Source organism: Citrobacter sp. Cb031 (assembly GCF_030336725.1).
GTDB lineage: Bacteria > Pseudomonadota > Gammaproteobacteria > Enterobacterales > Enterobacteriaceae > Citrobacter > Citrobacter braakii.
Window position 1 is genome coordinate 309,783 of the sequence record NZ_JAOWDA010000025.1, and the last position, 13,820, is coordinate 323,602.

General features: G+C 55.1%; 10 protein-coding genes and 1 pseudogene. All 11 read left to right on the top strand.

The features are described 5' to 3' along the window. Positions 1-169 precede the first annotated feature (169 nt). Positions 170-757 (top strand): MarR family winged helix-turn-helix transcriptional regulator, encoded by a 588-nt coding sequence (locus OGV93_RS11295; protein ID WP_287109577.1) that lies wholly within the window; start codon positions 170-172, stop codon positions 755-757. Positions 758-868: 111 nt separating this feature from the next. Then, positions 869-1,043: pseudogene (locus OGV93_RS11300) on the top strand (IS3 family transposase); the annotation flags it as partial. A 579-nt stretch (positions 1,044-1,622) separates the two neighbouring features. Beyond that, positions 1,623-2,120: a type VI secretion system contractile sheath small subunit gene (gene tssB, locus OGV93_RS11305; RefSeq protein WP_287109581.1), complete on the top strand. Its 498-nt coding sequence runs from the start codon at positions 1,623-1,625 to the stop codon at positions 2,118-2,120. Between the two features lie 33 nt (positions 2,121-2,153). Further along, positions 2,154-3,701 (top strand): type VI secretion system contractile sheath large subunit, encoded by a 1,548-nt coding sequence (gene tssC, locus OGV93_RS11310; protein WP_032947171.1) that lies wholly within the window; start codon positions 2,154-2,156, stop codon positions 3,699-3,701. A gap of 17 nt (positions 3,702-3,718) precedes the next feature. Next, on the top strand, positions 3,719-5,059 hold the full coding sequence (gene tssK / locus OGV93_RS11315; protein ID WP_053388769.1) for a type VI secretion system baseplate subunit TssK: 1,341 nt from the start codon (positions 3,719-3,721) through the stop codon (positions 5,057-5,059). Then, positions 5,056-5,745 (top strand): type VI secretion system protein TssL, short form, encoded by a 690-nt coding sequence (gene tssL, locus OGV93_RS11320; protein WP_115190187.1) that lies wholly within the window; start codon positions 5,056-5,058, stop codon positions 5,743-5,745. Before tssK ends, tssL begins: the two co-directional genes overlap by 4 nt. Further along, the gene (locus OGV93_RS11325; RefSeq protein WP_131380092.1) at positions 5,742-7,451 is read left to right on the top strand and encodes an OmpA family protein; all 1,710 of its coding nucleotides are present in this window, start codon (positions 5,742-5,744) and stop codon (positions 7,449-7,451) included. The genes tssL and OGV93_RS11325 overlap by 4 nt, the downstream gene beginning before the upstream one ends. A gap of 5 nt (positions 7,452-7,456) precedes the next feature. Then, positions 7,457-7,948 carry a type VI secretion system effector Hcp gene (gene hcp / locus OGV93_RS11330; RefSeq protein ID WP_033758542.1) on the top strand — a complete coding sequence of 164 codons (492 nt, stop codon included), beginning with the start codon at positions 7,457-7,459 and terminating at the stop codon, positions 7,946-7,948. A 173-nt stretch (positions 7,949-8,121) separates the two neighbouring features. Continuing rightward, on the top strand, positions 8,122-10,776 hold the full coding sequence (tssH, locus tag OGV93_RS11335) for a type VI secretion system ATPase TssH (RefSeq protein WP_287109578.1): 2,655 nt from the start codon (positions 8,122-8,124) through the stop codon (positions 10,774-10,776). After that, a complete protein-coding gene (locus OGV93_RS11340; RefSeq protein WP_103928593.1) occupies positions 10,773-13,268 on the top strand; it encodes a type VI secretion system Vgr family protein in 2,496 nt (831 codons plus the stop codon). The genes tssH and OGV93_RS11340 overlap by 4 nt, the downstream gene beginning before the upstream one ends. Position 13,269: 1 nt before the next feature. Then, a partial coding sequence (locus tag OGV93_RS11345; protein ID WP_502873836.1) for a T6SS immunity protein Tli3 family protein occupies positions 13,270-13,820 on the top strand: 551 nt, incomplete at its 3' end.

Below are 13,820 nucleotides of genomic sequence, written 5' to 3' on the forward strand. Positions count from 1 at the left end.
TGTAATATCAAATGGTATCGAATCGATACCATTTGATATTACACACACACTGAAAATATTGTCAATATGGTTTTGAATCGATACTATTGATGACAGTACAACCCTATCGTTAGAAAGTCTGGACGTTTGTTTATCCAGCACGTATCCCGGCAAGCAGAGGCAGGTTACTGTGACACTCTTTGATATTCTTGAACGCCTGGTGAGCCTGCAAATGGGCAGCTTTTATCGCCATCCGCAACTGAAAGGACTCCCCACAACATGGGTTCAGATTCTTTTCTATTTAACGCGATGCAATGGTTATTCCAATACGCCCGCTGCAACAACGGAATACCTCGGGCTGACTAAAGGCACGGTATCGCAGTCCCTGAATAAACTAGAGCGTGAAGGTTGGATTAGAAGAGAAAATGACGGCAAGGATAAACGGGTTGTCCATCTGGTTCTGACATCCAAAGCGAGTGAAGTGATGCATAGCATCATGCAGGAGACACTGCAGGAGTCGTGGGATTCATTAGCTTTTTCTGAGGAACAGCTGAAAACAGTTTTTCTGGCCCATCTGCGGAGTATGCAGAAAAATCAGGGGGCCAGAATGTTTGGTGAGTGCCGTTTTTGCCGGTTTCATCAGTCGATAAATGGGCATCCCTGGTGTGGTCTAACAGAAGAGCCAATTCCCATGGAAAGCACCACATTAATTTGTCGTGAATTTGAGGAACCGGAAAATAGTTGCAGCGTTAGCGATCAGAACGAGAGAAAGGGCTAGATACTGGCTTTTGAACGGGTAAAGTGCGGACATAAAAAAATCCATAAAATGGTATGCACATTCTCTGGATTTTGTAGTGGAACACTGAATTTGGCCACCTGAATAGAGGTGATATGCTCACTCTGCCACGTGTTCGGGGTTCATCGCAGCAGTTAACCCCCCTGAAAAACCAGACGGCAGACGGGCTGTATTACGCGGTCAGGTTCTGGCGTTGCATAACATCAACCATGGTTTTGCTGGCGCAAGAAGTATCGTGACTATGGCAACGCTGAGAGGCTTCCGGATGAGGGTAGGCTGATTGCACCGATTAAATTTCTTGTGACTGGGGATTTGTCATCGTGTATGGCGGTTTCCCAGGCCCGTACACTCCTGGCCGTCATGCTGAAGCCTGACAGGAGCGCCATACAGCCCTGACATTAAATGAAACGCTCTCTTTCGGGACATAAAACCGATTATGTTCCTGATGCTTTCCTTATGGCTATTGCAGTGTTTCCCACATGAAGCAAGGCTATGACTTACTGCCCCCTTTTATTTCTTTCTGATCTCAAACCATTTCCTTGAAAGCACATTGGTGTTTTTAACTTTCTTATATTGATGTAGATCAATTCAAGATCGCTTTATTAATAATTATCCGTTCATTTTAACTGCTGCGACATAAATGTTTGTTTTGTGTGCTGGTAATAGTCCATTTTACTGACATCTCAGCACTATTCACTATTAACATTTAGAGGAAAATTCCTAAGAATTTACTTAAAATAGATTAAAGATCGGTAAATTTGATCTATTGTCGATCATTGTTCTATTATCACATGTAAAGAACTTTCGTTTGAAAGATGCACGCAGTGATAAACCGAGGAATGATGAGATGGCTGATAGTTTCCAGAATGAAGTGCCAAAGGCACGTATTAATCTAAAGCTTGACCTGCATACAGGGGGAGCCAGCAAGAAAACTGAGCTCCCTCTGAAATTACTAGTGGCGGGCGACTTCAGTAATGGTCAGGAATCTGTACCACTGTCTGAGCGCAAAAAAGTTAACTTGAACAAAAATAATTTCGACTCAGTTCTTTCCGAATATTCCCCAAAAGTCAATCTGACCGTTAAAAACACGCTCGCCAGTGATGGTAGCGAAGACAATATCAGTCTGACATTCCAGAGCATGAAAGATTTCACCCCGGAGCAGGTTTCCAGACAGATCCCTCAGCTGAAGGCAATGCTTTCCATGCGTAACCTGCTTCGCGATTTAAAAGCGAACCTGCTGGACAATCAGGCTTTCCGAAAGGAGCTGGAAAAAATTCTGCTCGACCCGGCGTTAAGCGCAGAACTCCGCTCAGAGCTGTCTGCTCTGGCACCTAAACAGCCATAACGGTCACGATGATTTAACGGATTAAAAAGGAAGATGCTGATGTCTGTAAAAAATGAGAATGCGACTGGTGGCGAAAGCGTGGTGCTGGAACGTCCTGCTGCGGGCGGGGTTTATGCGTCCCTGTTTGAAAAAATCAACCTGAACCCGGTCTCTGAGCTGAGTGCGCTGGATATCTGGCAGGACGCGCAGGCGATGTCGGATGCGACTGCAGATGAACGTTTAACGGCGGGGATGCAGGTATTTCTCGAATGCCTGACGAAAGCGGGCTCAAAAGTTGAAAAACTCGATAAAAACCTTATTGACCACCATATCGCAGAGCTGGACTACCAGATTAGCCGTCAGCTGGATGCGGTAATGCATAGCGAAGAATTCCAGGCTGTGGAGAGCCTGTGGCGCGGCGTGAAATCCCTGGTCGACAAAACTGATTTCCGTCAGAACGTGAAGGTTGAACTGCTGGATATGTCCAAAGAAGACCTGCGTCAGGACTTCGAAGACAGCCCGGAAATCATCCAGAGTGGACTGTATAAACATACATACATTGATGAGTATGACACCCCGGGCGGTGAACCGATTGCCGCGCTGATTTCCGCTTACGAGTTTGATGCGTCTGCGCAGGATGTTGCCCTGCTGCGCAATATTTCAAAAGTGTCTGCTGCAGCGCATATGCCGTTTATCGGCTCTGCTGGCCCGAAATTCTTCCTCAAGGATTCAATGGAGGAAGTGGCGGCCATCAAAGATATTGGTAACTACTTTGACCGTGCAGAGTACATCAAGTGGAAATCCTTCCGCGAGACGGACGATGCCCGCTATATCGGTCTGGTGATGCCGCGTGTACTGGGTCGTCTGCCTTATGGTCCGGACACCGTGCCAGTGCGCAGCTTCAACTATGTGGAAGAAGTGAAAGGCCCGGATCACGACAAATACCTGTGGACTAACGCCTCGTTTGCTTTTGCGTCTAACATGGTTCGCAGCTTCATCAACAACGGCTGGTGTGTGCAAATCCGTGGCCCGCAGGCCGGTGGTGCCGTGCAGGATCTGCCTATTCATCTGTACGATCTGGGCACCGGCAATCAGGTCAAGATCCCGTCAGAAGTGATGATCCCGGAAACCCGCGAATTTGAATTCGCCAATCTGGGCTTCATTCCGCTGTCCTACTATAAAAATAGAGATTATTCCTGCTTCTTCAGCGCTAACTCCACCCAGAAGCCGGCACTGTATGACACCGCGGATGCCACGGCTAACAGCCGTATCAACGCCCGTCTGCCGTACATCTTCCTGCTGTCGCGTATTGCGCACTACCTGAAGCTTATCCAGCGCGAAAACATCGGCACCACCAAAGACCGTCGTCTGCTGGAGCTTGAGCTCAACACCTGGGTGCGCAGTCTGGTGACTGAAATGACCGATCCAGGCGACGAGCTGCAGGCCTCTCACCCGCTGCGTGATGCAAAAGTGGTGGTGGAAGACATCGAAGACAACCCGGGCTTCTTCCGCGTGAAGCTGTACGCCGTACCGCACTTCCAGGTCGAAGGGATGGACGTCAACCTGTCACTGGTTTCCCAGATGCCGAAAGCCAAGTCATAAGCTAAGGCAGGAAGCCAATGAAAACGGAACAACCGTTATGGGGCAGGGGCGTTATGGTATCTCCCCAGCACTTCCAGCAACAGGCCGCATACGCGGCCTGGTCTGCGGAATGCATTGCCCGACTGGGCCTCTCCCATCCCTGGGGGATGATTGATGCCACTTTCGAACCGGATGCACTGAAACTGGGCCGCCTGCAGGCCCGTCATCTGCACATCCGTTTCCCCGACGGCACGCTTATCGACACGGATAATGCCGACTCCCTGCCGCCGGTGCTGGCGCTTGAGGGCGAATCACAGGAAGTGGCGGTGGTTCTGGCGCTTCCGCTACTGCGGGCAAATGGCGGCAACTGTCTTAAACCCGATGAGGTGGCCGAGCGCCCTGTGCGTTATCGCCAGCGCTGGCGGGATGTCCGTAACGCCTTTGGGGACGATACCCGTCAGATTGCGGTGATGCAGCCCGAGCTGACGTTGCGTTTCGCCCATCAGAACAACAGTGATTACCTGACCTGTCCGGTCGCCCGTCTACAGCAGGATTCACAGGGGAGCTGGGCACTCGATGAAACCTTTCTTCCGCCACTGCTGGCTCTGCAGGGCAGCCGCTGGCTGGTGACCCAGCTGGAACAGCTGATGATGCAACTGCGTGCCCGTCTGAGTCGCCTGATGGACATGCGTCGTGAAAGTAACGAGCGCATGGCCGATTTTGCCGTGGCTGACGTGTCTCTGTTCTGGTTGCTCAATGCCCTGAACAGCGCAGAACCCGTGCTCGGACAGTTTCAGCGACACCCGCAAAGTCCGCCGGAGCGTCTGTATCCGGAGCTGGCAAGGCTCGCGGGCAGTCTGCTGACCTTCTCGCTGGAACACCAGGTGAGTGCTATTCCTGTCTGGCAGCATGAGCAACTGAATAACGTCTTCCCGCCGCTCTTTGACCTGCTGGGCGACCTGCTGGAAGCCAGCCTGCCGTCGCGGGTGGTAGCGATCGAGCTTGAGCATGATGCCCGGCTTCACTTCTGGCAGGCCCGTCTGCATGACCCACGCCTGCGCGAAGGGGCGGATTACTACCTCTCCGTGCGTTCACCGATACCGGTGGCACAGCTGCAGGAACAGTTCCCGCGCCAGTGCAAGGTCGGCAGTCCGGATCATGTCAGGAGTATCGTCAATTCATCACGGGTAGGTGTGCCCCTGATGCCCCTGCGTCATGTGCCAGCCGCCATCCCACTGCGTCTGGAAAACCAGTATTTCAGCCTCGATGTCTCTCATCCTCTGGCCAGCGAAATGCTTCAGGGCGGCACCTGTATGTTTTACGTTCCGGGCATGCTCGGCGAGCTTGAACTTGAACTCTTTGCGGTACTGAGAACATGAGTGAGTCCAAACGCAGCGCTGCTGCGTCCATTGATATTGATGCCCTGCTGCAGGACACCTGGCTGCAGGTGATCAGCCTGCGTCACGGTCCGAAGTTTCAGGATGGAGAAGGGCGCACGTTGTGGGAGCGCTGCATTGCTGATGTCGAACGCGTGCAGCGTGAGCTGAAAGCGAGCGAACTCGATGAAGCCAGCTGTCAGCATATTCTCACTGCACAGTGTGCGCTGCTTGATGAAGCCGTCAAAGGTCGCGGTGTGGAGGATGATGCCTGCCTGCAGTGGTATGACATTCCTCTGCAGGGGCACTTCCTTGGCACCATGGATGCCGGTGATACGCTGTGCGATCGGATGCGCGATGTGCTGCGTGAACCGGCGCCCGACCACGCTGTTGTGACCTGCTTCCAGCGGGTCATGATGCTGGGGTTTCTCGGCAGTTTCCGCTCGCTGAACGATCCGGAGCGCCAGAAACTCGTCAACGCGCTCAGTGAACATGTCACGCCGTTCAGCTATCCGCAGGCTCACCCGATACTGGCAGAAAGCCGTACCGGACGAGGAATGGGTGGTTGGCTGGCGTCATGGCCCGTGCGTATCGGCCTGAGCGTGATGGTAGTCGCCGCACTCTGGTGGGGACTGGATCACTGGTTGGATCAGACGCTGCTGACCCTGCTACCGGGAGCCGTGAAATGAGTCCTGAACAACAGCGCGGGCTTGCGTTATGGGCCGCCCTGCTGAGTGCAGTGGTCTGCCTGGGTTTCCTGCCGGTGTCCCGACTGGTTTCTGTGCTTGTTCTGTTGGCGATGCTGGGGCTTATCCTGGCGTTCTGGTATGTCGCCAGTCGTCGTGTGGAGCATGACGTCACCCTGCGTCTGGATGACCTCCCGGAAGCCACTTATCGTCAGCCCGTGGTGTTGGTCTGTGGCGATCTGCCGCTGGCATGTATGCAGCAGTCACCGGTGCTCACTGTCACGCAGGGATGCTGGATCCGCGTGGAGGATCATCAGGATCTGGAGCAGGCAGCCCGCCAGGTACTGTGGTTGCGACCTGACTGGGGTCGCCAGCTGTCGGTGATGGTCAGCGTCTGTCCACAGAAACACGCCGACAGCGAGCGCCTTACCAGTCGTCTGCTGGCCCTGCGCTGGCAAATCAGCCAGTTGCGTAAAGAAACCGGGCATTCCGTGCCGCTGGTTCTGAATGGTCAGGTTGGCAGTGCGATGACGAATGATCTGCTCTGGCAGGCGGCTATCCCGGGGGAAGGGGTGAGGGTCTGGCGTGAATCTTCAGCGCCGAGTTCAATCGCTACATGGGTTACCACCGGTGGGTCGCCTGCGATGCAGCAACAGGTGCTGATGAACAGCCTGATGAGCTGGTTCCATCAGCACGTCAAAGCTGTCTTTATGGATGAGAACCCCGACGTTCCTGTCATTGCGCCTGTCGCGGTGCTGTGGGGAATGGGACCGATCCTTGCCGGAAGTCTGGCCACATCTGCCTGGACTGCGTGGCTTTCCCGTCACACTGCGATGCAGCAGGTAGCGGGCTGGCAGCCGGTAGGAACGGACAGTACGGTTATCTCCCCCTTCCCGGATTTTATCCTGCCACTGCTGCCCGAAGGGCGAGGCCTGACGCCGCGTGGGCGAGCCTTTCGTTGTGCGCTCGGGATTTTCACGCTGGCGGCCATTGCTGCGCTGCTCAGTAGTGGCTGGAACAATCGCCAGCTGCTGCAGCGTGTGAGCTTCGATATTGCCCGCTATGACCGTATCCCGATGCATGATTTCGGACCCAAAGCCGATGCCGTTGCTGTCCTGCGTGACGATGCGGCAGAGCTGAATGACCAGGCTCGTAATGGCGTACCGATGCGGATGGGGCTCGGTCTGTATCAGGGGGAGCGTCTGCGAATGCCTGTGCTGGATGCGATCCGTTCCTGGGTGCCTCCACCACCGCCGCCTGAACCACAGCCGAAATCCAAACCGGTACCGAAAATTGTCCGCCTCGACAGCATGTCGCTGTTCGATTCCGGTAAATCCGACCTCAAGCCGGGCTCCACCAAAATGCTGGTGACCTCCCTGGTTGGCATCAAAGCTAAACCGGGCTGGCTGATTGTGGTGTCAGGTCATACCGACAACACCGGCAATCCAAAACTGAACCAGACGCTTTCACTTCAGCGTGCCGAAGCGGTACGCAACTGGATGCGTGACACCGGCGATGTGCCGGAAAGCTGTTTTGCGGTGCAGGGCTATGGCGAAAGCCGCCCGATCGCAACGAACGACACCCCGGAAGGGCGCGCACTTAACCGTCGTGTCGAAATCAGTCTGGTACCGCAGGCCGATGCCTGTCAGATACCGGGCAATCCCCAGGCGTCATCGGATGATGGCGCAGATAAAACTGTAATGGAGTAAATCACATGGCAATTCCTGTTTATCTTTGGCTGAAAGACGACGGCGGCGCGGACATTAAAGGTTCTGTGGACGTTCAGGATCGTGAAGGCAGCATCGAAGTTGTCGCTCAGGAGCATAACCTGTACATCCCGACCGATAACAACACCGGCAAGCTGACCGGTACCCGTATCCACACCCCGTTCCTGTTCACCAAGGAAATCGACTCGTCCAGCCCGTATCTGTACAAGGCGGTGACTACCGGTCAGACCCTCAAGTCTGCGGAATTCAGGTGGTACAAAATCAACGACGCGGGCCAGGAAGTGGAGTACTTCAACACCAAACTGGAAAACGTGAAAGTGGTGAAAGTGAATCCTGAAATGTATGACATCAAGGATCCTTCTAAAGAGAAGCACAACCACCTTGAGCGCATTGAACTGCGCTACGAAAAAATCACCTGGACCTACAAAGACGGCAACATCATTCATTCCGATTCCTGGAACGAACGCGCCACCGCGTAAGTCACGAGCGGGCAGAGCTTCTCTGTCCGCTTTTCTTTTTGCTGAGCGTCTGCCTGTGTGGGCGTTGAGCAAAAAAAACACAAGCCGCCAGCCCGACCGCATGCGCTTTGGTCCCCTGAACGGGAAACAGCGAAGGGCGGTAGCGTGCCCGGAAGCCATCAAGAGAGAGAAAAATGGAAAATCCAGCCATCCTGTTACGTCGTCTGAATCCGTACTGTGCCCGCGCGATGGAAGGGGCTGCCTCGCTCTGCCAGACCCGTGCCCATGCGGAAATTCTGCCTGAGCACTGGCTGCTGAAACTGCTGGAGCAGGGCGAGGGCGACCTGACGGTGCTGGCGCGCCGTTATGAGTGGGATATGGATGCACTGTGGCAGGATTTGCTGGCGTGGCTCGACAATCTGTCGCGTTCGGTGCGCAGCCGTCCACAGCTATCTGACAACATTCAGAGCCTGCTGCAGGAGGCCTGGCTACTGGCCTCCCTCGCTGGCGAAGAACACATCCGCAGCGTGCATCTGCTGATGGCGCTGACGGAGAACCAGCGACTTGCTCACTGTGATGGTCTGTGGCCTTTGCTGACCCTGGGGCAGAGCCAACTGGAACGCCTGCGCCCGCTGCTCGACGCGCAGTCCGATGAACGCCCAGAAGTACAGCAGGAAGCCGAACTGGCACAGAGCCATGGCGGAGAAGTGGAGTTCGTCGGGCGTCCTGTCGGCGCGGAGGTAAAAGAGGGGGAACTGACCCCGGCGCTGCAGAACGCGCTGGATAAATTCACCCTCGACGTCACCGCCAAAGCAAAAGAGGGCAGGATTGACCCGGTATTTGGTCGTGATACCGAAATCCGCCAGATGGTGGATATTCTTTCCCGTCGTCGTAAGAACAACCCGATTCTGGTCGGCGAGCCGGGCGTCGGCAAAACCGCGCTGGTGGAAGGCCTGGCGCTACGAATCTCTGAGGGTAACGTGCCGGAATCGCTCAAGCCGGTGGCGCTGCGCACGCTCGACCTCGGCCTGCTGCAGGCAGGGGCTGGCGTGAAAGGTGAATTCGAACAGCGCCTGAAAAACGTGATTGATGCAGTGCAGCATTCGCCCGTACCCATTCTGCTGTTTATCGATGAAGCACACACCATTATCGGTGCAGGGAATTCAGCCGGTGGCGCGGATGCGGCCAACCTGCTGAAACCGGCGCTGGCGCGCGGTGAACTGCGCACCATCGCCGCCACCACCTGGTCTGAATACAAACAATATTTTGAACGTGATGCGGCTCTTGAGCGCCGCTTCCAGATGGTGAAAGTCGACGAGCCGGATGACGATACGGCCTGCCTGATGCTGCGTGGTCTGAAATCACGCTATGCCGAACACCATGGCGTGCATATTACTGACGATGCGGTACGCGCCGCCGTCACGCTGTCCCGCCGTTATCTGACGGGCCGCCAGTTGCCGGACAAGGCCGTCGATTTACTCGATACGGCCAGCGCCCGCGTGCGCATGAGCCTCGACACCGTGCCGGAGCCGCTGACCCGTATTCGCGCGCTGATGACCTCGCTGGACATAGAGAAGCAGGCGCTGCTGGAAGATATCGCAGTCGGTAATCAGAGCCACGGCGAACGCCTGACCGCCATTGAGCAGGAAGAGAAGGACCTTATCGCTGAACTTGACGAACTGGAAGCCCGGTACGGCGAGGAGCTGAAACTCACCGAACAACTGCTGGAAAGCCGCCAGGACATCTCCCGTCAGAGTGAGACGCACGCGCTGCAACAGGCGCTGAAGGGCATACAGCACAGCAACCCGCTGCTGTCGGTGGATGTGGACGTCCGCACCGTCGCCAATGTGATTGCCGACTGGACCGGTGTGCCGCTCTCTTCCCTGATGAAAGACGAGCAGACTGAGCTGCTGACCCTGGAAAATGAAATCAGCAAACGCGTGGTGGGTCAGGACGTGGCACTCAACGCTATCGCCCAGCGCTTGCGCGCGGCGAAGACCGGGCTGACGTCAGAGAATGGTCCGCAGGGTGTGTTCCTGCTGGTCGGTCCAAGTGGCGTCGGCAAAACTGAAACCGCGCTGGCGCTGGCGGATGTGCTGTACGGTGGCGAGAAGTCACTCATCACCATCAACCTGTCCGAGTACCAGGAGCCGCATACGGTGTCCCAGTTGAAAGGCTCGCCGCCGGGCTACGTCGGCTACGGTCAGGGCGGCATTCTGACCGAAGCGGTGCGCAAGCGTCCGTACAGCGTGGTGCTGCTCGATGAAGTGGAAAAGGCGCACCGCGACGTGATGAACCTGTTCTACCAGGTCTTCGACCGTGGCTTTATGCGCGACGGCGAAGGGCGCGAAATCGACTTCCGCAACACGGTTATTCTGATGACCTCGAACCTCGGCAGCGACCACATCATGCAACTGCTGGACGAACAGCCGGATGCCAGCGAAGGTGACCTGCACGAACTGCTGCGCCCGATATTGCGTGACCACTTCCAGCCGGCGCTGTTGGCCCGTTTCCAGACGGTGATTTACCGCCCGCTGAATGAGGCCGCCATGCGCACCATCGTGGAAATGAAGCTGTCACAGGTCAGCAAGCGCTTACATCGTCACTACGGCCTGATCACGCAGATTGATGAGAGCCTGTATGACGCACTCACTGCCGCCTGCCTGCTGCCGGATACCGGGGCGCGTAACGTCGACAGCCTGCTCAATCAACAAATTCTGCCGGTGCTGAGCCAGCAACTGCTGACCCACATGGCCGCGAAGCAAAAACCATGCTCCCTGGCGCTCGGCTGGAGCGACGAAGACGGTATCTCACTGGACTTCAACCGGAGTGAAGGAGAGAACGTATGAGCAGTAATCCCCCGATCAGATTCAGCCACAACCATCACCAGCTGGCGGTGAAGGGCTGTGCAGCAGAGCTCGATGTGCTGGCGTTTGAAGGCGATGAAGCCCTGAGCACGCCGTTCAGCTACCGGATTGAGTTCACAAGCTCTGACCATGCCATCAGCAAAGAAATGATGCTGATGAAAGCGGCCTCCCTGACGCTGCAGGCCCCGGTTGACCAGGGTTACGGCATTAAGCTGCAGCAGCCGGTGCGGGTGATTCAGGGCGTGGTCAGCGGCTTTGAACGCCTCAGCACCTCAAAGGATGAAACCCATTACGCTCTGACGCTCCGGCCACGCCTGGCGCTGCTCGACCGTTCGCACCAGAACGCCATCTACCAGGACATGTCCGTTCCGCAGATTGTGGAAAAAATCCTGCGCGAGCGCCACACCATGCGCGGTCAGGATTTTCTGTTCTCGCTGACAAAAGAGTATCCGCGCCGCGAACAGGTGATGCAGTACGGTGAGGATGACCTGCACTTTATCACCCGCCTGCTGGGTGAAGTCGGCATCTGGTTCCGCTTCACCACCGACACCCGGCTCAACATCGACGTCGTGGAGTTTTACGACGGTCAGCAGGGGTATGAGAAAGGCCTGATCCTGCCGTCAGTCCCGCCGTCAGGACAGCACTCGGAAGGCGTGGACTCGGTGTGGGGGATGGAGAGCCATCACAATGTAGTGCAGAAGCAGGTCAGCACCCGTGATTACAACTACCGCCAGGCCACGGATGACATGAATACCCTGGTCGATGCGACCCGCGGGGATGCCACCACCTACGGTGATGCCTATCACTACGCTGATAACTATCTGACACCAGGTAGTACCTACGACCGCAATCCGGCCCCGGAGTCAGGGGCGTTTTATGCCCGCATTCGTCATGAGCGCTACCTGAATGGTCAGACGCAGACCCGCGCCATCACCAGCTGCCCGACCCTCTCTCCTGGGCAGGTGCTGAAAGTCACCGGCGGGTACGAAGTGGCAGAGGTGTTTGCTCAGGGCGTGGTCGTCACAGCGATGCACAGCCATGCGCGCCGTGATGAAGACTTCGGCGTCAGGTTCGACGGTATCCCGGACAGCACTGATTTTAGTTTCCGCCCTGAGCCTGGCTCACGCCCGGTGATGGCCGGCACATTGCCGGCACGTGTCACGAGCACCACCGAGAACGATACCTACGGCCATATCGATAAAGATGGCCGCTATCGCGTCAACATGCTGTTTGACCGTGATAACTGGGAAACTGGATTCGAGAGCCTGTGGGTACGGCAGTCCCGCCCTTATGCGGGTGATACCTACGGCCTGCACCTGCCGCTGCTGGCGGGCACCGAAGTGGCGATTGGCTTCGAGGACGGTAACCCGGACAGACCGTATATCTCCGGCGTACTGCACGACTCGGCGCACAGCGACCACGTCACCATCCGCAACTACAAACGTAACGTGCTGCGCACACCGGCGAACAACAAAATCCGCCTCGATGATGAGCGCGGGAAAGAGCATATCAAGGTCAGCACCGAGTACGGCGGCAAGAGTCAGCTGAATCTCGGACATTTAGTGGATGCTGAGAAGCAGAAGCGCGGTGAAGGTTTTGAGCTCAGAACCGACAGCTGGGGAGCCATCCGGGCACAGAAAGGGCTGTTTATCAGTGCGGACGGGCAGGCGAAAGCGCAGGGGCAGGTTCTTGATATGGAGCCTGCGCTCACGCGGCTTTCAGCAGCATTAGTGGAGATGGAATCTCTTGCGGCCAGCGCACAACAGGCTCAGGCGCTGGCAGCGGATATCGGCCGCCAGCAAAAACTCCTGAAGCAAAAAATCGAGCAGTTGCATGAAGAGGTCATACTGGGCAGTGCGCCGAAAGGCATGGCGCTGGTGAGTGGCGAAGATTTGCAGGTATCAGCCAGTGACAATCTGACGCTGACGGCAGGTAAGCAACTGGATGTCGGAGCACAGAAAGATTTCACGCTGGCTGCGGGTAAACAACTCAGCCTGTACAGCCGTGAAGGTGCAAAATTGTTTAGCTCGCATAACGATATTGATATTCAGGCTCAGGGGGGAAATATCACCACGTGGTCGACACAGGACACGCATATTTCGAGTGGCAGGAAACTGGTCGTGACGGCGCAGGATGAACTGACGCTGATATGCGGGGGTGGATATATCAAAATTAAGGGTGGGAATGTTGAGATTGGCGGGCCAGGTAAGCTGCTTATCAAAAACACCGGTATCAAAAAAGCGGGTTCTGGCAGTCTGCAGGGGGTAATGAAGTCGTTTGAGCCCTCAACATTTGATGAGAAGTTTGTTGTCAGAAATGCGCTAACAAAAGAACCGATACCTGGTAAGGCGTACAAAATCACTATGCCAGATGGTTCTGTCGTTTCCGGTGTTACAGATTCGTCGGGCGCGACGTCGCTGAACTCATCTGATGTTATCGACAATATGCTCATTACCCTGGTTAAGGCGCAATAATATGAAATGGAATCAGTCAGACAGAAAAGTACTCACAATTATAGCCATTACTGGTGTGCTCCTGTATGCCATTTATAAAGGACTTCAGTTTTTAGCTGGTGTATCAATGGGGGCCAGTTTTGGGGTCGGTCTGGGAGGAATGAGCGGTTCTCAACAGGTAGAAGAGTCACGAAAAGTTGAAACGGATGCGCCGACTCAAATTATTTATCGCATAGATAAAAATCGATATCTGACACTGGAAAACTACATATCTTGTGATAAGGGGGGGCAGGTTTATTATAATGATACTGAAAGGGAAATAAAAACCCAACTGGGATGGGATACAGATTTTTATGATTTCTCATATCGTCGTGGTAATAATGTTGCGGCTTATCAGGGAACCATTATTAATGGTGCAGATAATGGTTATCTCGCATTCCCCGGTGCATCAACCAGGCAATATTGTGGTAGCGGAAGGTCAGAAAGAGGTTGTCCTGTGTTTTTCTTCTTTTCAGCAGATCATGGAAAAACCTTTATCTATAAAATTATAGCTGAGGAGTACAACACCCCTGA